The sequence below is a fragment of the Streptomyces triticisoli genome (assembly GCF_003270085.1).
Taxonomy (GTDB): domain Bacteria; phylum Actinomycetota; class Actinomycetes; order Streptomycetales; family Streptomycetaceae; genus Streptomyces; species Streptomyces triticisoli.
Genome location: NZ_QFDQ01000011.1, coordinates 34,041 through 51,314 on the forward strand (window position 1 = coordinate 34,041; position 17,274 = coordinate 51,314).

Here is a 17,274-nt window from a genome sequence, read left to right on the forward strand (position 1 = left end):
ACCCCAGAGCGGAGAGGCGCTTCGGTTGTCCTTGCCGGGATTCGTCGGCCGTCAGCGCTGAACGCTCAGCGCCGGGCGTAGTCGTCGGTCGCCGTCACCAGGGCGTCCGCCATGGCCGGGGTGCCCGCGTCGTGGCCGGCCTGGCTGACGGTGATCAGTTCGCTGTCGGGCCAGGCGTGGTGGAGGCGCCAGGGGGTGCCGAGGAGGTTGCCGAAGTCGAGGCTGCCCTGGACGAGGGTGCCGGGGATGCCTTTGAGGAGGTGTGCGTCGCGGAGGACCACGCCCTCGTCGTTGCCCTCGCCGAGGAAGTGGTCGTTGCCGAAGTAGTGGGTGACCGTGCGGGCGAAGGCCATGCGGAAGGCGGGGTCCTCGTAGCGTGGGACGGAGCGGGGCGGGGCGGGGATCGTCGCCGTCTCCCAGTCGGTCCAGGCGCGTGCGGCCCGTTCCCGGACGGCCGGGTCGGGGGATTCGAGCAGCCGGTTGCAGGCGGCGGCGAGGTTGCCGTCGCGGTCGATGTCCTCGGGCAGTTCGGCCAGGAAGCGTTCGAAGGGTTCCGGGAAGATCTTTCCCAGGCCGTGGGTCAGCAGGGCCACCTCGGGGTTCGAGCCGGTGGCGACGCCTGTGAGGACCAGTTCGGAGACGGCGGAGGGGTGCGTCTGGGCGTACCGCAGGGCCAGCACCGAGCCCCAGGAGGCGCCCCACACCAGCCATCGCTCGATGCCGAGGTGGCGGCGCAGCAGCTCCAGGTCGGCGATCAGGTGCGCGGTCGTGTTCACGCTCATGTCGGTGCCGTACGCGCTCGCATGCGGTGTGGAGCGTCCGCAGCCGCGCTGGTCGAGCAGCACGATCCGGTACGCGGCGGGGTCGCAGTAGCGCCGGTAGCCGGGGGTGCAGCCGGAGCCCGGTCCGCCGTGCAGCATCACCGCCGGCTTGCCGTGCGGGTTGCCGCAGGTCTCCCAGTGGACGCGGTTGCCGTCACCGACGTCGAGCATGCCCTGGTCGTACGGTTCGATCTCCGGATACAGGCCCATCGGGGCACCGTAGCCGCGGTGCGTGGGCCTGGTCGCCCTGTTTTCCGTCGTAGAGGCCGGCTGTCCGTGCCGCTGTGCGCAGGACGGTTCGCAGCATGCCGGGGGTGAGTCTGCCGGTGAAGGTGTTGCGCTGGCTGACGTGGTAGCAGCCGAAGAGGGTGATGTCGTCGAGGGCGACTTGGGTGGCGTGGGCGAAGGGCGGGCGGGGGCGGGGGAGCTGCCAGCCTGCTTCCGCGAAGGCCTGGAGGGCGGCCTGCCAGCCGAAGGCGCCCAGGACGACGGCTGCGCGGAGGGTGGGGCGCAGGAGGGTCAGTTCCTGGACGAGCCAGGGGCGGCAGGTGTCGCGTTCGGTGGGGGTGGGCTTGTTGGCGGGCGGGGCGCAGTGGACGGGGGCCGTGACGCGCACTCCGTACAGTTGCAGGTTGTCGTCGGCGGAGGTGGCGGTGGGCTGGGAGGCCAGGCCCACGTCGTACAGGGCCTCGTAGAGGACGTCTCCGGAGCGGTCGCCCGTGAACATGCGGCCGGTGCGGTTGCCGCCGTGGGCGGCCGGGGCCAGGCCGATGACCAGCAGGCGGGCGTCCGGGGGACCGAAGCCCGGTACCGGGCGGCCCCAGTACGTCTGGTCGGCGAACGCAGCCCGCTTGGTGCGGGCCACCTCCTCCCGCCAGGCGACCAGCCGCGGGCAGGCCCGGCAGCCGGTGATCCGCTCGTCGAGGGCGGCGAGACTGCTGGGGTGGTCCATGGGTCCACAGTAATTTCCCGGGGGGTGGTGAGGTGGTGCGGCTATGGTCGGACGCATGGCTACCCGGAACGAGCAGGGCGTGGACCCGAAGATCGCCGCCGTCGTCGCCGCCGCCGAGGCCGCCGGTCCGGCCGCCGGTGAGAACGTGCGGATCGACAGCTGGATCTGGGCCGTCCGTCTGGTCAAGACCCGCTCCATCGGCGCGACCGCCTGCCGGGGCGGGCACGTCCGGGTGAACGGGGAGCGGGTGAAGCCGGCCCACTCGGTGCGCATCGGGGACGAGGTGCGGCTGCGGCACGAGGGCCGCGAGCGGATCGTCGTCGTCAAGCGGCTGATCCGCAAGCGCGTGGGCGCCCCCGTCGCTGCCCAGTGCTACATCGACAACTCCCCGCCGCCCCCGCCCCGCGAGGCCGTCGCCCCCATCGGCATCCGCGACCGCGGCACCGGCCGCCCCACCAAGCGCGACCGTCGCGAGCTGGAACGCCTGCGCGACCTGGGCAGCCGCCCCCGGGAGCGGTGACACCCGCGCCTCATCCCTGCCGCCGCGGCGCCCGCGACAACTCAGTGTGCCCCTTCTCGCGCCGCCCTCGCCCACATCCTGTCCTTCGTCAGGTACCGGTCCACCTTCAGGTCCGCCTCCGCCAGCGCCTCCTCGAACTGCTCGGTCGTCATCGGCCGGGAACGGAACGTCTGGGTCCAGGTCACGTCCGGGAACACGTACTCGGTGTGCACCGCGTTCACCCCGTCCCCGACCGGCTCCGCCGACAGGACCCGCACGGTGTAGCCGGCGGGGTCCACCCGCTCGCGCGGCAGGTTGACGTGGTAGTCGGCGCCCTCCCTCTGGATCAGTACGCAACCGTCCTGCGCGACATGCCGTGCGCAGGTGCGCAGCAGCCCTCGCCGCACCTCGGCGTCGCCCGTGTGCACGAGGAAGGACGCGAGCATCACCACGTCGAAGGTCTCTCCCAGGTCCAGGTCCTCGATCGGGCTGCATATGGTCCGCGCCCCGCGCACCCGCCGCAGCATCTCCGGGGACTCGTCCACCGCCGTGACGGTGAAGCCGCGCTCCAGCAGTGGACGGGTCACACGGCCCGCACCGCAGCCCAGCTCCAGGATGTGCGCGCCGACGGGCACGGCCGCGGCGATGATGTCCGGCTCGGTCCCGGCCGTCAGTCGCGCGTACAGCTCCACCGCGCAGCCGTCCGGTGTGATCGTCCCCGGGCCCGTCCCATGATGGCCCTCACGCATTCTCAGCTCCATGCCCGGACAACGGCCCACCTCCGCACGGCCGTTCCCCCCCCAGGCGTGGTTCACCCGATCGAGCGACGCCAGTACGGCTTTGGTGCAGATCCCGGGCACGGAGTACGTTTCAAGGAGGAGTGGTGATCGATTATGCGTACGGGTAGTGAACCCACGACCGCGCGCAGTGCTCTGCGCGCGCGGTTCTGGCTGAGTGTGTGGGGGCTGGTCTGGGCGACCTTCGGCACGGTCTTGTTCGTGCTGGTGGGGCTGACGGGGTGGGCGGTGGTCTGCGGGGTGTTGTGGCTGGTGATCGCCATCGACCTGGCAGTGATCGTGCGGCACATACGGCAGGGGCCTCACTATCAGCCCGGGCGGGACATACCGCCGTACTGGCCGCCGGAGTAGGGGCCGACCGGCGTCAGGTGTCGAAGTGGGCCCGCTCCAGGTACTCCGGCTTCGGGTCCAGTGCCGCCGCCAGCCGGAAGTGGCGCCTGGCCAGGTCGAGGCGGCTCTGCCGTTCATAGGTGCGGGCGAGCACGAAGTGGGCGTAGGCGTTGTCCGGCTCGCGCTCCAGCACGATCGTGAACTCCAGCTCGGCCGATCGCAGCTGCGCGGCGGCGAAGAAGGCGCGGGCGCGCAGCAGCCGGGCCGCCGTGTTCTCCGGGTGCGCGGCTATGACCCCGTCGAGCAGCTTCACCGCGCCCCGTGGGTCCCGCGCGGCCAGCAGTTGTTCGGCGGCACGGTAGTGGATGACATGCGTCTCGGGAGTACGTTCGGGCACGGCTGATTCCTTCCCTCGGCGGGGTCGTTCACGCCCCGGGCCGGCCCGCCTTTCCCTACGGTTCCGCCCGGGGCGCCCGCGCTCTGCGGGTGAGGTCCGTCCAGACCTCTCGTACCCGCTGCCGCAGCCGCTCCAGCGGTACGTCGTTGTCGATCACGATGTCCGCGATCTCCAGGCGCTTCTCGCGCGCCGCCTGTGCGGCCATGCGCGCGCGTGCGTCCTCCTCGGTCATGCCGCGCAGTCGTACCAGGCGGTCGAGCTGGGTCCCGGGGCTCGCGTCCACCACGATCACCAGGTCGTACAGCGGGGCCAGGCCGTTCTCCGTCAGCAGCGGGACGTCGTGGACCACCACCGCGTCCTCGGCGGCGGCCTCCTGCAGTTCGCGGGAGCGGGCGCCCACCAGGGGGTGCACGATCGCGTTCAGGACGGCCAGCTTCTCCGGGTCGGCGAAGACGATCGCGCCCAGCCGGGGCCGGTCCAGGCTGCCGTCCTCGGCCAGGACGTCCCGGCCGAAGGCCTCCGTCACCGCCTGAAGTCCGGGCGTGCCCGGAGCGACCACCTCGCGTGCGATGCGGTCGGCGTCGATCAGCACGGCCCCGCACTCCACGAGCAGCCGCGACACCTCGCTCTTACCGGCTCCGATACCCCCGGTCAGGCCCACGGACAGCATGACCGGAAGCGTATCCGATCAGGCCTCGCCCTCCCGCTCCGCCAGGAAGCGTTCGAACTGGCGGCCGATCTCGTCCGCCGACGGGATGTCGACCGGCTCGGCGAGCATGTTGCCCCGGGTCTGCGCGCCCGCGGCGGCGTCGTACTGGTGCTCGAGCCCCTGGACGAGGGCCGTGATCTCCTCGTCGCCCTCGCGGACCTGGCGGTCGATCTCGGTCTGCGTACGGTGCGCGTCGTTGCGCAGGGAGTGGGCCACGGTCGGCAGGACCAGGCCGGTGGCCGAGGTGATCGCCTCCAGGACCGTCAGCGCCGCGTCCGGGTACGGGGAGCGCGCGATGTAGTGCGGTACGTGCGCGGCCACGCCCAGCACGTCGTGCCCGGCCTGCATCAGGCGGTACTCCAGCAGCGCCTCCGCGCTGCCCGGCACCTGCGCCTCCTCGAAGGGGCTGCTGTGGCCCGGTACGAGGTCGCTGCGGTTGCCGTGCGGGGTCAGGCCCACCGGGCGGGTGTGCGGGACGCCCATGGGGATGCCGTGGAAGTTCACCGACAGGCGTACGCCGAGCCGCTCGACCATCTGCCGTACGGCCGCCACGAAGCGCTCCCACTCCACGTCGGGCTCGGGCCCGGACAGCAGCAGGAACGGCGCGCCCGTCGTGTCCTGGACCAGGCGCAGCTCGATGCCGGGCACCTCGTACCCGGTCCAGCGGTCGCGCTGGAACGTCAGCAGCGGGCGGCGGGCCCGGTAGTCCACGAGCCGGTCGTGGTCGAAGCGTGCCACGACCTGGTGGGGCAGCGAGTCCAGCAGCCGGTCGACGATCTGGTCGCCGGTCTGACCCGCGTCGATGTATCCGTCGAAGTGATAGAGCATGACAAGCCCGGCCGACTCCTGGGCCAGCGCCATGTCGACGACTGCCAGACCCTTCGGCTCCCATGCGTACAAACCCTGCGGATCAAGCACTGGTGATCGCCCCTCCTCGTGTCCGTAGGTTTACAACGAGAAACGGAGCCTCGGCATTCCCGAGTCTTCTGCGGAGGCACGACGAACCGCACGCCGGCCTTTTAGGGCGCGGGGAGCGCCGGTCTTTTAGGGGCGCGGGGAACTGCGCGACCAGCCACAACGAACCGGCACTCAAAAAGCAGCCGGCACCACCCCGAACAAGCCCGAGGGGCCGCACCTTTTCAGGTGCGGCCCCTCGAAACTACCGGCTAAGCCCAGCGGCTAGCCCTTAGCTCTGGCCCCCGGCCAGCTTCTCCCGCAGCGCGGCCAGCGCCTCGTCCGAGGCCAGCGCGCCGGAGCTGTCGCCGCCCTCGGAGGAGTACGAACCGCCGCCGGACGCGGCCGGAGCGGCGGCCTCGCCACCCTCGGCAGCGGCCTGGGCGTCCGCCTCGCGGGACTTGACGACCTGCGCCTGGTGCTGCTCGAAGCGGGTCTGCGCCTCGGCGTACTGGCGCTCCCACTCCTCGCGCTGCTTCTCGTAGCCCTCGAGCCAGTCGTTGGTCTCGGGGTCGAAGCCCTCGGGGTAGATGTAGTTGCCCTGGTCGTCGTAGGACGCGGCCATGCCGTACAGGGTCGGGTCGAACTCGACCGCCATCGGGTCGGCGCCGAAGGACTCGTTGGCCTGCTTGAGGGACAGCGAGATCCGGCGACGCTCCAGGTCGATGTCGATGACCTTGACGAAGATCTCGTCGTTGACCTGGACGACCTGCTCCGGGATCTCCACGTGGCGCTCGGCCAGCTCGGAGATGTGGACCAGGCCCTCGATGCCCTCGTCCACGCGGACGAACGCACCGAACGGAACCAGCTTCGTGACCTTGCCGGGCACGACCTGGCCGATCTGGTGGGTGCGGGCGAACTGCTGCCACGGGTCTTCCTGGGTCGCCTTCAGCGACAGGGAGACACGCTCGCGGTCCATGTCGACGTCGAGGACCTCGACCGTGACCTCCTGGCCCACCTCGACGACCTCGGACGGGTGGTCGATGTGCTTCCAGGACAGCTCGGAGACGTGGACCAGACCGTCGACGCCACCCAGGTCCACGAAGGCACCGAAGTTGACGATCGAGGAGACCACACCGGAGCGGACCTGACCCTTCTGCAGGGTCGTGAGGAACGTCTGGCGGACCTCGGACTGGGTCTGCTCCAGCCAGGCACGGCGGGAGAGGACCACGTTGTTGCGGTTCTTGTCCAGCTCGATGATCTTGGCCTCGAGCTCCTTGCCGACGTACGGCTGGAGGTCGCGGACACGGCGCATCTCGACGAGGGAGGCCGGCAGGAAGCCACGGAGGCCGATGTCGAGGATGAGACCACCCTTGACGACCTCGATGACGGTACCGGTGACGATGCCGTCCTCTTCCTTGATCTTCTCGATGGTGCCCCAGGCACGCTCGTACTGGGCGCGCTTCTTCGAGAGGATCAGGCGGCCTTCCTTGTCCTCCTTCTGGAGGACAAGGGCCTCGATCTCGTCGCCGACGGCCACGACATCGTTCGGGTCGACATCGTGCTTGATCGAGAGCTCGCGGCTCGGGATGACACCTTCGGTCTTGTAACCGATGTCGAGCAGGACCTCGTCCCGGTCGACCTTCACGATGACGCCGTCGACGATGTCGCCGTCGTTGAAGTACTTGATCGTCTCGTCGATCGCTGCGAGGAATGCTTCCTCGTTACCGATGTCGTTGACCGCTACCTGCGGGGTGGTGGCGGTGGTCTCGGTGCTGCTCGTCATGTGGGAAAGGGCTCCGGTACGGACATGAAGTCGTAGGTACTGCTTACGCCGGGAGCCCGTTTCGCTCTGTAGAAGCCGGACAGCCAAGGAAGCGCCACACCAGACCACTGACGATCACTGGTGGCGCCTCGACAACCGAGGGGACATACAACAGATGCGAGCGCAGCCTGCTCCGTCCGAGGTGCGCAGGCCCGCAGCGCAACTTGTAGCATACGGGGGCGGCCGGGCAGGGTCAATGCGCGAAGCCGCACACCCGGGGCAGATCCCCCCATTTCCGGCACAAAACCCGTCTTGCGCGTCTCGCGAGGCGCGTGGCCCGCGTGTGACCTGACGGAAGAGTACGACGAGGGAGCCGATCATCCAAGAGTCCGAATCCTTCAAGGCGGTCGAAGCGTTCGAGCCGGAGGCCACCCGGCGTGAGGCCGGGATCGCGGAGAGTTCCCGGGCCAACCGGGGCTGGTGGGACCGCAACGCGGACGAGTACCAGATCGAACACGGCACGTTCCTCGGCGACGACCGCTTCGTGTGGGGCCCGGAGGGCCTGGACGAGGTGGAGGCGGAGCTGCTCGGCGACCCGGACGAGCTGAAGGGCAGGGACGTCCTGGAGATCGGCGCCGGCGCGGCGCAGTGCTCGCGCTGGCTGGCCGGGCAGGGGGCGCGCCCGGTCGCCCTGGACCTGTCCCACCGCCAGCTCCAGCACGCGCTGCGGATCGGCGGATCGTTCCCCCTGGTGTGCGCCGACGCCGCCGCGCTGCCCTTCGCGGACGGCTCCTTCGACCTGGCCTGCTCGGCGTACGGCGCGCTGCCGTTCGTCGCCGACCCGCGCGCGGTGCTGCGGGAGGTGCGGCGGGTGCTGCGGCCGGGCGGGCGGTTCGTGTTCTCGGTGACGCACCCGATCCGCTGGGCGTTCCCGGACGAGCCGGGTCCGGAGGGGCTGTCGGTGTCCGCGTCCTACTTCGACCGTACGCCGTACGTGGAACAGGACGAGGACGGCCGCGCGGTGTACGTCGAGCACCACCGGACCATCGGCGACCGGGTACGGGACATCGCGGCCTCCGGTTTCCGCCTGGTGGACCTGGTCGAGCCGGAGTGGCCGGCCTGGAACACCTCCGAGTGGGGCGGCTGGTCGCCGCTGCGCGGGAACCTGATCCCGGGGACTGCGATCTTCGTCTGCGTACGGGACTGACCGCGTGATCCGTCATCAGGAGCTGGACGCGCTGCCGGTGCGCGGGGCGCTGCCCGCGCTGCGCGAGGCGCTGGACGGTCACGGGACCGCCGTTCTGGTGGCGCCGCCCGGTACCGGCAAGACCACGCTGGTGCCGCTGGTCCTGGCCGGGCTGGTCGGCGCAGGGCCCGCGCGGCGGGTCGTCGTGGCCGAGCCGCGGCGGATCGCGGCGCGGGCGGCGGCCCGGCGGATGGCGTGGCTGCTGGGCGAGAAGGTCGGCCGGAGCGTCGGCTTCACGGTGCGCGGGGAGCGGGTCGTCGGGCCGCACGCGCGCGTGGAGGTCGTCACGACCGGTGTGCTGCTGCAGCGGCTGCAGCGGGACCAGGAACTGGCCGGTGTGGACGTGGTGGTGCTCGACGAGTGCCACGAGCGGCATCTGGACGCGGACACGGCGGCGGCGTTCCTGTGGGACGTACGGGAGACGCTGCGGCCCGAGCTGCGGCTGGTGGCCGCCTCGGCGACCACGGACGCCGAGGGGTGGGCGCGGCTGCTGGGCGGGGCGCCGGTGGTCGAGGCGCACGGCGTGTCGCATCCGGTGGAGGTGGTGTGGGCGCCACCCGCGCGGGCGGTACGGCCGCCGCACGGGATGCGGGTGGACCCGGCGCTGCTCACGCACGTGGCGTCGGTGGTGCGGCGGGCGCTCGCCGAGCGGGACGGGGACGTGCTGTGCTTCCTGCCGGGGGTGGGCGAGATCGGGCGGGTCGCGGGGCAGCTGGGCGGGCTCGGCGGCGTGGATGTGCTTCAGGTGCACGGGCGGGCGCCGGCGGACGTGCAGGAGGCGGTGCTGTCGCCGGGGCGGCGGCGCCGGGTGGTGCTCGCCACGTCCGTGGCCGAGTCGTCGCTGACGGTGCCCGGGGTGCGGGTGGTCGTCGACTCGGGGCTCGCGCGGGAGCCGCGGGTGGACCACGCGCGCGGGTTGAGCGCGCTGACGACGGTACGGGCCTCGCGGGCGTCCGGGCGGCAACGGGCTGGGCGTGCCGGGCGTGAGGCACCGGGGGCGGTGTACCGGTGCTGGGCGGAGGCCGAGGACGGCCGTCTGCCGGCCTTTCCGGCGCCGGAGATTCAGGTGGCCGACCTGACGGCGTTCGCCCTTCAGGCGGCCTGCTGGGGCGATCCCGACGCCTCCGGGCTGGCGTTGCTGGACCCGCCGCCGGGCGGGGCGATGGCGGCGGCGCGGGAGGTTCTGGGGGCCGTGGGGGCTGTGGACTCCGCGGGGCGGGCCACGGAGCGGGGGCGGTCGCTGGCGCGACTGGGGGTGCATCCGCGGCTGGGGCGGGCGTTGCTGGACGCCTCCGACGGCGTGGCCGGGGAAGTTGTCGCGCTGTTGAGCGAGGAGGTGCCGCGGGAGTACGGGGATGATCTCGCCGCGGCTCTGCGGGGTGTGCGGCGTGGGGGTGACGCGTACGCGTCGCGGTGGCGTGCGGAGGTGCGGCGGCTGCGGGCCGTCGTGGGGGAGGTCTCCCGTCCGGCCGCCCGTCCCGCCGGTTCGCGGGCGGACGCCGGGGTCGTTGCCGCTCTGGCGTTTCCGGAGCGGGTGGCCCGGCTCGACGGCGGGTCGTACCTCATGGTGTCCGGGACGCGGGCCGAGCTGCCGGAGGCGTCCGCTCTGCACGGGGAGCCGTGGATCGCCGTGGCCGTGGCCGACCGGCCGGTGGGCAGGAGTCACGCGCGCGTGCGGCTCGCGGCGGCCGTCCCCGAGGACGTGGCCCGCTTCGCGGCCGGGGCGCTGTACGAGGAGCGGGACGAGGTGCGCTGGGCGGACGGGGACGTCGTCGCCCGGCGGGTGGAGCGGCTGGGCGCCGTGGAGCTGTCGGCGCGACCGCTGACCGACGCCGATCCCGCCCTCGTACGGGAGGCGCTGCGCGAGGGGCTGCGGCAGGAAGGCTGGGGGCTGCTGCGGTGGTCACCGGAGTCCGGCGTCCTGCGGCAGCGCCTCGCGTTCCTGCGCCATCACCTGGGGGAGCCCTGGCCCGACGTGTCGGAGGACGCGCTGCACGCGCGCGTGGAGGAGTGGCTGGAGCCGGAGCTCGGCCGAGCCCGGCGCCGCGCCGACCTGGCCCGCATCGACGCCGGGCAGGCGCTGACCCGCCTGCTCCCCTGGGCCACCGGCGACGCCGCCCGCCTGGACGAACTGGCCCCGGAACGGATCACGGTCCCGAGCGGCTCCCGCGTCCGGCTGGACTACACGAACCCCGAGCAGCCGGTACTCGCGGTGAAGCTCCAGGAGATGTTCGGCCTGGCCGAGACCCCCACCGTGGCCGGCGTGCCCGTCCTCGTCCATCTCCTCTCCCCCGCCGGTCGCCCCGCCGCCGTCACCACCGACCTCGCCTCCTTCTGGAGGGGCGGTTACCGGGACGTACGGGCGGAACTGCGCGGGCGGTACCCCAGGCACCCCTGGCCCGAGGACCCCACGACCGCGCAGCCGACCCGGCACACCAACGCCCGGCTCGGGCGCTGACCGCTCGGGCCGGCTACGAGGATGCCGACGGGCTCGGTGACGGGTTCGCCGGGTCCGCCGGATCCACCTGCAGCTCCACCGTCAGCGTCGCGCCGCCGGCTGTGGTGATGCGGAGCAGGAACGTGCCGGTGGTGTCGTCCGCGTACAGCTTGGGCAGCTTCAGCAGGCCCTTGGCGTCCGTCCGGAGGTCCTTCAGGGTGCGGGCGGGGTTGCCGTCGGCGTCCTTGAAGTGGGGGCCCTTGTCGTTCTCGGCGGGGTCCTCGTCCGACGTGATCAGGGTGGCGGTGGCCGCGACCTTGTCCGCGGCGGCGCCCTTGTAGGTGGCCCTGACCTCGACCTCGTCGGCGAACTCGCCGCCCGGCGTGCAGGTCAGCGGGGTGTCGGAGGTGCGGGTGAGGGTGTCGGCGGCACGCTCGGTGACGGTGGCCGGGTAGGCGACGCCGGGGAACATGCGGCCGGCCACCGTCGCGTGGACCCGGAAGTCGCCCGTCCGCTCGCCCGCCTGGAGGGCGGGTGCCACCGCCACGCCCGAGGCGTCGGTGACGACCGTGGCGACCTTCTCGCCGCCGGTGAAGGTGGCGTCGGTGTCGCCGATGACCGTGAACCGGATCCGGACCTTGCCGACCGGCTTGCCGCCCTTCGTCTCGGCACGCGTGCTGATCCTCTCGGAGAACGCGTCACCGGCCATGGCGGTGAGCCTGCCCGTGCCCGCGTCCTCGAGGCGGTCCACGGTGTCGGTGGCCGTGGGCGGCGGGGTGGGCTTGCCCGGGGCCGGCTCCTCCGGGGTGGACGGCGGGGCCGGCGGCGTCGGCTGGGCCGGCTTGGAGGGCTTGGACGGCTTGGACGGTGCCGAAGGCTTCGGGCTCGGGCTCGTCGTACCGCCGCCCGGCTTCGCCGTCCTGCCGGGTGCGGGGCTCGACGTGCCGGGGGACGGACCGGTGCCCGCCCCGGCCGTCTCGTCGCTGCGCCGGGACGGCAGCGGGCCCGTGCCGTCCGGCACCGAGTGGGCGCCCTTGCGGTAGTACTCCAGCCAGGACAGGACGGTGTTCAGGTAGTCCCGCGAGTTGTTGTAGCTGAGGATCGCGCGTTCGAGGTCGGCGGCGGTGGACAGGTCCCAGCCGAAGCGGCACAGGTAGTGGCCGGCGGCGAGGGCGGCGTCGTAGACGTTGTTGGGGTCCTTCTTTCCGTCCCCGCTGCCGTCGCGGCCCGCCCAGGCCCAGGTGGACGGGATGAACTGCATGGGGCCGACCGCACGGTCGTACACGGTGTCGCCGTCGTAGGCTCCGCGGTCGGTGTCGCTGATGTGGGCGAAGCCGATGCCGTTGAGAGGGGGGCCGGTGATCCGGGAGAGAGTGGTGCCGTGCGCGTCGACGTTGCCGCCGCGCGCGTGGCCGGACTCGACCTTGCCGATGGCGGCGAGCAGTTGCCAGGTCAGGTTGCAGCCGGGCTTGGCCTCGCGCAGCTTGGCCTCGGCCTTCTTGTAGGCGTCGAGGACGGTGGCGGGTATGCGGGCTTCGGCCGGTCCCTGGACGACGGGGGTGCCGTCGGGGGTGCCCGTGGTGGGCGCCGGGCTGGGGCTGTTGAGGGGCGGCAGTTCCGTGTAGTACGGCGAGTTGCCGGTCGCGGCGCCGTCGGTGTTCGCCTCGGGCCCCGTGGGGGTCGCCCCGGCGGCGGACTGTCTGCCGTGGCCGTCGGCCGTGACCCCGGGAGCCTGGGAGGCGGACAGGGCCGCGACCGCCGCTGCGGCCACGGCCGTGGTCGCCGCTCCCTTGCGCAGCCTGCTGCCGAAGTGCGCCGCCATACAGTGAACCCCTCCCGTGGACGCCCCGGCGTCCGTCCGTGCAGGTGACCCTACGACAACTTCCTTTCCTCCGACACCTGTTCGTGTCCGTTTTTCACCGGTTGGACACGAGGTTTCGCACAAGGCGTCACACGGGGGCCGCGCCGGCGGGTCCCGCATACTGGAACGTCAACTGCCTCTTGAAGGAGTTCCGTTGCCGTTCACACTCAGTCATGCGGCGGCCGTACTGCCCGCCGTGCGCGGCGACGGGTCGGGTCGGGGCCGGCTGGTGCCGGCGGTGCTCGTGGCGGGCTCCTTCGCGCCCGACATGACCTATTACGCGGCGAGTGCCGTGCCCGGCGCGATGCAGTTCGGCGCGGTCACGCACTCCCTGCCCGGGGTGCTCACGCTCGATGTGCTCATCGCCTGGGCGCTGGTGGGGCTGTGGCTGGTGGTGCGCGAACCGCTGGTGGCGCTGCTGCCGCGCCCGCTTCAAGGGCGTACGGCGGCGCTGGTGCGGTGCGGGGCGCCACGCGCGCGCGTGGGGGCGTCCTCGGTGCTGTGGTGGTACGTCTCCGCCGCGCTGGGCGCGCTGACGCATGTGGTGTGGGACGAGTTCACCCACCTCGACCGGTGGGGGATGCGGCAGTTCCCGGTGCTCGGGCAGCAGGTGGCGGGCCTGCCGGTCTACACGTACCTGCAGTACGGCAGCTCGGTGGTGGCGGCGGTCGCGATCGCCGCCTTCCTGGTCCGCGCGCTGCGACGGGTGCCGGCGGGTGAGCCCGCGGGGGTGCCCGCGCTGTCGGTGCGGGACCGGTGGCGGGCCGGGGCCGTGCTCGTCGGCTGCGCGGCGGCCGGGGCCGTGCAGCGGCTCGTCAGGGCCTGGGCCTTCCTTCAGGAGGCCGGAGCCGGGGCCGGCGTCGGGGCCAGGGTGCGGGACGTGGTGCCGACGCTGTGCTTCGGCGCGGGCACGGGACTGCTGGTGGGGCTGCTGGTGTACGCCGCCGCGGTCAGGGCGTGGCGTCCGGCTCGGGGCCCTGCCGGTGACCCCGGTCCTGACCGGGCCGGTGCGGGGGCGGGCCTGCGGAGCGGTCACTGACGGGGGCGGGTGTCACGGTGGCGACGAAGACGGTGACGTGCCGGGCCGGGCCCGGCCGGGGCAGGTGCGCGAGGAGGAGCGCGAGGTAGCCGCGGGCGACGTCGGCCCACAGCCACCAGGGGGGTGTCGCTCCGGGGGCGGGCCCGCCGGGCGTCAGCCGGCGGCGGAGGTGCCGCGCGGCGCGGCACAGGGGCGTCGTCAGGCCGGTGGGGACGCGGGCGGTGTTCGCGTCGGCCGCGAAAGGCGGAACCGATGGCGGCGGCTCGGCGGGGACCTCGCCGATGTCCGCCCGGACCACCGCCGGCCGGTGGTTGAGCGTGCGTATACCCATGCCCGCATCCTGGCGGGCATGGCTGACGACTGCGTTTCTGCGGGGGCCACGTGAGTGACGGGCCCGGCCTCGCGGGGACACCCCGGAGGGGTCCCCGCCGGGCGGGCCACTGCGCCGAGGGTCCGGCTGACGCCTCCGGGTCGCAGAGCGCTCGGCCTGCCGCCACGGGCACTGCGGGCAGGGGACACCGCGGTGTCCCCTGCCCGCCAGGACGGGTGGGGCCGAAGCGGGGCAGAGCCCTGGCCCGGTCTCCGGGGCGAAGCCTCGTCGGGCTGGGGCGGAGCCCCGGATCCCCGCCACCGCGCCGCGCAGGCTAGTGCGCCGCCGACTCCCAGTCCGGGCCGACACCCACCGAGACGTCCAGAGGGGCCCTGAGCCGGACCGCGCCGGGCATCTCGTGGCGGATGATCTCCTCGGTGGCCGCGCGCTCGCCGGGGGCGATCTCCAGGACGATTTCGTCGTGGACCTGCAGCAGTATCCGGGAGGCGAGGCCGGCCTCGCGCAGGGCGCGGTCCACGCGCAGCATGGCGATCTTGACGATGTCGGCCGCCGTGCCCTGGATCGGCGCGTTGAGGGCCATCCGCTCCGCCATCTCACGACGCTGGCGGTTGTCGCTGTTGAGGTCGGGCAGGTAGCGGCGGCGGCCGAAGAGGGTTTCGGTGTAGCCGGTCGCCCGTGCCTCGTCGACCACACGGTGCAGATAGTCCCGTACGCCGCCGAAGCGCTCGAAGTAGGCGTCCATCAGGGCGCGGGCCTCGGCCGCCTCGATGTTCAGCTGCTGGGAGAGGCCGAAGGCCGACAGCCCGTACGCCAGGCCGTACGACATCGCCTTGATCTTGCGGCGCATCTCCGGGTCCACGGCCGAACGGTCGACGCCGAAGACCTGGGAGGCGGCCGTGGTGTGCAGGTCCTCGCCGGAGGTGAACGCCTCGATCAGGCCCGCGTCCTCGGACAGGTGGGCCATCACGCGCAGCTCGATCTGGCTGTAGTCGGCGGTCATCAGCGACTCGAAGCCCTCGCCGACGACGAAGCCGCGGCGGATGGCCCGGCCCTCGTCGGTGCGGACGGGGATATTCTGCAGGTTGGGGTCGGTGGAGGACAGACGGCCGGTCGCGGCGACCGTCTGGTTGAAGGTCGTGTGGATACGGCCGTCCGCGGCGATGGTCTTGATCAGGCCCTCGACGGTGACGCGGAGCTTGGCCTGCTCACGGTGACGGAGCATGATCACCGGCAGCTCGTTCTCCGTCTGGCCGGCGAGCCAGGCCAGGGCGTCGGCGTCGGTGGTGTAGCCCGTCTTGGTCCTCTTCGTCTTCGGCAGGGCGAGCTCGCCGAAGAGGACCTCCTGGAGCTGCTTGGGCGAGCCGAGGTTGAACTCGTGGCCGGCCGCCGCGTGCGCCTCCTTCACCGCCTGCTGCACCGCGCCGGCGAACGTCTGTTCCATCGTTTCGAGGTGGGCGCGGTCGGCGGCGATGCCGTGCCGCTCCATGCGGGCGAGCAGTGCGGAGGTGGGCAGCTCCACGTCGCGCAGCAGGTCGGCCGCGCCGACTTCCTGGAGGCGGTCCTCGAAGGCCTCGCCCAGGTCGAGGATGGTGCGGGCCTGGATCATCAGGGCCTCGGCCTCGGCGCCCTCGTCCGCGCCGAAGGCGAGCTGGCCGTCGGCCTGGGCGGCGGGGGCGAGCTCGCGGTGCAGGTACTCCAGGGACAGCGCGTCCAGGTCGAAGGAGCGGCGGCCCGGCTTGACCAGGTAGGCGGCGAGCGCGGTGTCCATGGTGACGCCCTCGACGTGCCAGCCGTGCTCGGCGAGGACCCGCATCGCGCTCTTGGCGTCGTGGAAGACCTTGGGCCGGCCGGTGTCGGCCAGCCAGTCGGCGAACGCGCCCTCGTCGGCCTCGTCCAGCTGGGTCGGGTCGAACCAGGCCGCGGCTCCCCCGGGCGCGGCGAGCGCGACCTCGGCGACGGAGCCCGTGCCCAGCGCCCAGGCGTGAACGGTGGCGACACCGAGGGTCTGTGCGCCGTGCTCGGCGAGCCAGCCGGCCAGCTCGCCGGTGCCGAGCACGCTGCCGTCCAGCTCCACGCCGTCCGCGGCGACCGGGGTGGTCTCGGCCTCGTCGGCGCCCGGGTCGACGGCGAAGAGGCGCTCCCGCAGGGAGGGGTTGCGGATCTCCAGGGTGTCCAGGATCATCGCGACGGCCTTGCGGTCGTACGGCGTGCGCGCGAGGTCGGTGACCTCCCTGGACAGCTCGACGCTCCGCTCCAGCTCGGTGAGACGGCGGTTGAGCTTGACGGACTCCAGGTGCTCCCGCAGGTTCTGCCCGGCCTTGCCCTTGACCTCGTCGGCACGCTCGACGAGCTGGGCGAAGGAACCGAACTGGTTGATCCACTTCGTGGCCGTCTTCTCGCCCACGCCGGGGATGCCGGGCAGGTTGTCGGACGGGTCGCCGCGCAGGGCGGCGAAGTCCGGGTACTGGGCGGGCGTCAGCCCGTACTTCTCGACGACCTTCTCCGGGGTGAACCGGGTCAGCTCGGAGACACCCTTCGTGGGATACAGCACCGTGGTGTGCTCGCTGACCAGCTGGAAGGAGTCCCGGTCGCCGGTGACGATCAGCACCTCGAAGCCCTCGGCCTCGGCCTGGGTGGCGAGGGTGGCGATCACGTCGTCCGCCTCGTACCCCTCGACGGCGAAGCGGGCCGCGTGCATCGCGTCGAGCAGCTCGCAGATCAGCTCGACCTGGCCCTTGAACTCGTCCGGCGTCTTGGAGCGGTTCGCCTTGTAGTCGGCGAACTCCTCCGAGCGCCACGTCTTGCGGGACACGTCGAACGCCACCGCGAAGTGCGTGGGTGCCTCGTCACGCAACGTGTTGGCCAGCATCGACGCGAAGCCGTAGATCGCGTTCGTCGGCTGCCCGGTCGCGGTGGTGAAGTTCTCCGCGGGCAGCGCGAAGAACGCGCGGTAGGCCAGTGAGTGCCCGTCCATGAGCATCAGCCGCGGGCGGCTGCCGCCGGGGGTGCTGTCGGTCTTCTTCGATGCTGTATCTGCCACGTCCCCGATCCTGCCACGGACCGCTGACAGTCGGCTCCGCCCTCGGGCGGGGCGGGGGCTCACCCACGGTGGGGTGAGGGGTTCCGTCCCCGGGGCTCCGCCCCAGACCCCTGTTCGGGGCTGCGCCCCGGCTTGGCCCACCCGGCCCGCCCGTCT

The 17,274-nt window shown here is 72.6% G+C and carries 15 protein-coding genes; 5 read left to right on the top strand and 10 right to left on the bottom strand.

The window, feature by feature from the left end:
• Positions 1 to 65: 65 nt before the first annotated feature.
• A complete protein-coding gene (pip, locus tag DEP02_RS02445; RefSeq protein WP_112465648.1) occupies positions 66 to 1,031 on the bottom strand; it encodes a prolyl aminopeptidase in 966 nt (321 codons plus the stop codon).
• Positions 976 to 1,773 carry a uracil-DNA glycosylase gene (locus tag DEP02_RS02450; protein ID WP_112465649.1) on the bottom strand — a complete coding sequence of 266 codons (798 nt, stop codon included), beginning with the start codon at positions 1,771 to 1,773 and terminating at the stop codon, positions 976 to 978. Before DEP02_RS02450 ends, pip begins: the two co-directional genes overlap by 56 nt.
• A 55-nt stretch (positions 1,774 to 1,828) precedes the next feature.
• On the opposite strand from DEP02_RS02450, the gene DEP02_RS02455 reads away from it, so the two are divergent.
• Complete coding sequence (locus DEP02_RS02455) at positions 1,829 to 2,293, top strand: RNA-binding S4 domain-containing protein (protein WP_232838926.1); 465 nt, start codon at positions 1,829 to 1,831, stop codon at positions 2,291 to 2,293.
• Positions 2,294 to 2,334: 41 nt separating this feature from the next.
• Here the strand turns inward: DEP02_RS02455 and DEP02_RS02460 are convergent, their stop codons facing one another.
• Positions 2,335 to 3,033: a class I SAM-dependent methyltransferase gene (locus DEP02_RS02460; RefSeq protein WP_198668259.1), complete on the bottom strand. Its 699-nt coding sequence runs from the start codon at positions 3,031 to 3,033 to the stop codon at positions 2,335 to 2,337.
• Between the two features lie 132 nt (positions 3,034 to 3,165).
• On the opposite strand from DEP02_RS02460, the gene DEP02_RS02465 reads away from it, so the two are divergent.
• Positions 3,166 to 3,420: a DUF6343 family protein gene (locus DEP02_RS02465; RefSeq protein ID WP_112465652.1), complete on the top strand. Its 255-nt coding sequence runs from the start codon at positions 3,166 to 3,168 to the stop codon at positions 3,418 to 3,420.
• Positions 3,421 to 3,433: 13 nt separating this feature from the next.
• Here the strand turns inward: DEP02_RS02465 and DEP02_RS02470 are convergent, their stop codons facing one another.
• The 4 genes from DEP02_RS02470 to rpsA all read right to left on the bottom strand — a co-directional run bounded on the left by DEP02_RS02470 (position 3,434) and on the right by rpsA (position 7,185).
• Positions 3,434 to 3,796, bottom strand: a complete 363-nt coding sequence (locus DEP02_RS02470) for a tetratricopeptide repeat protein (RefSeq protein WP_112465653.1) — start codon at positions 3,794 to 3,796, stop codon at positions 3,434 to 3,436.
• Positions 3,797 to 3,851: 55 nt separating this feature from the next.
• On the bottom strand, positions 3,852 to 4,466 hold the full coding sequence (gene coaE / locus DEP02_RS02475) for a dephospho-CoA kinase (RefSeq protein WP_112465654.1): 615 nt from the start codon (positions 4,464 to 4,466) through the stop codon (positions 3,852 to 3,854).
• 18 nt (positions 4,467 to 4,484) lie between these two features.
• Complete coding sequence (locus DEP02_RS02480) at positions 4,485 to 5,423, bottom strand: PAC2 family protein (RefSeq protein WP_112465655.1); 939 nt, start codon at positions 5,421 to 5,423, stop codon at positions 4,485 to 4,487.
• A gap of 268 nt (positions 5,424 to 5,691) precedes the next feature.
• Positions 5,692 to 7,185: a 30S ribosomal protein S1 gene (gene rpsA / locus DEP02_RS02485; RefSeq protein ID WP_112465656.1), complete on the bottom strand. Its 1,494-nt coding sequence runs from the start codon at positions 7,183 to 7,185 to the stop codon at positions 5,692 to 5,694.
• A 355-nt stretch (positions 7,186 to 7,540) separates the two neighbouring features.
• Between rpsA and DEP02_RS02490 the strand changes: the two genes are divergently transcribed.
• On the top strand, positions 7,541 to 8,371 hold the full coding sequence (locus DEP02_RS02490; protein ID WP_112465657.1) for a class I SAM-dependent methyltransferase: 831 nt from the start codon (positions 7,541 to 7,543) through the stop codon (positions 8,369 to 8,371).
• 4 nt (positions 8,372 to 8,375) lie between these two features.
• The gene (gene hrpB / locus DEP02_RS02495) at positions 8,376 to 10,868 is read left to right on the top strand and encodes an ATP-dependent helicase HrpB (RefSeq protein WP_112465658.1); all 2,493 of its coding nucleotides are present in this window, start codon (positions 8,376 to 8,378) and stop codon (positions 10,866 to 10,868) included.
• Between the two features lie 13 nt (positions 10,869 to 10,881).
• On the opposite strand, the gene DEP02_RS02500 is transcribed toward hrpB, so the two are convergent.
• Positions 10,882 to 12,669, bottom strand: a complete 1,788-nt coding sequence (locus DEP02_RS02500) for a lytic transglycosylase domain-containing protein (protein ID WP_112465659.1) — start codon at positions 12,667 to 12,669, stop codon at positions 10,882 to 10,884.
• A gap of 193 nt (positions 12,670 to 12,862) precedes the next feature.
• Between DEP02_RS02500 and DEP02_RS02505 the strand changes: the two genes are divergently transcribed.
• Entirely contained in the window at positions 12,863 to 13,747 is an 885-nt protein-coding gene (locus tag DEP02_RS02505; protein ID WP_112465660.1) for a DUF4184 family protein, read from the top strand.
• On the opposite strand, the gene DEP02_RS33215 is transcribed toward DEP02_RS02505, so the two are convergent.
• On the bottom strand, positions 13,659 to 14,078 hold the full coding sequence (locus tag DEP02_RS33215) for a hypothetical protein (protein ID WP_157977356.1): 420 nt from the start codon (positions 14,076 to 14,078) through the stop codon (positions 13,659 to 13,661). The genes DEP02_RS02505 and DEP02_RS33215 overlap by 89 nt on opposite strands.
• Positions 14,079 to 14,391: 313 nt before the next feature.
• Positions 14,392 to 17,118 (bottom strand): DNA polymerase I, encoded by a 2,727-nt coding sequence (gene polA / locus DEP02_RS02510; protein ID WP_112465661.1) that lies wholly within the window; start codon positions 17,116 to 17,118, stop codon positions 14,392 to 14,394.
• Positions 17,119 to 17,274 lie beyond the last annotated feature (156 nt).

Coding starts and splice junctions, on each gene's coding strand:
- DEP02_RS02465 (WP_112465652.1), top strand. CDS start 3,166: ATGCGTACGGGTAGTGAACCCACGACCGCGCGCAGTGCTCTGCGCGCG.
- coaE (WP_112465654.1), bottom strand. CDS start 4,466: ATGCTGTCCGTGGGCCTGACCGGGGGTATCGGAGCCGGTAAGAGCGAG.
- DEP02_RS02500 (WP_112465659.1), bottom strand. CDS start 12,669: ATGGCGGCGCACTTCGGCAGCAGGCTGCGCAAGGGAGCGGCGACCACG.
- DEP02_RS02450 (WP_112465649.1), bottom strand. CDS start 1,773: ATGGACCACCCCAGCAGTCTCGCCGCCCTCGACGAGCGGATCACCGGC.
- rpsA (WP_112465656.1), bottom strand. CDS start 7,185: ATGACGAGCAGCACCGAGACCACCGCCACCACCCCGCAGGTAGCGGTC.
- DEP02_RS02455 (WP_232838926.1), top strand. CDS start 1,829: ATGGCTACCCGGAACGAGCAGGGCGTGGACCCGAAGATCGCCGCCGTC.
- pip (WP_112465648.1), bottom strand. CDS start 1,031: ATGGGCCTGTATCCGGAGATCGAACCGTACGACCAGGGCATGCTCGAC.
- DEP02_RS33215 (WP_157977356.1), bottom strand. CDS start 14,078: ATGGGTATACGCACGCTCAACCACCGGCCGGCGGTGGTCCGGGCGGAC.
- DEP02_RS02460 (WP_198668259.1), bottom strand. CDS start 3,033: ATGGAGCTGAGAATGCGTGAGGGCCATCATGGGACGGGCCCGGGGACG.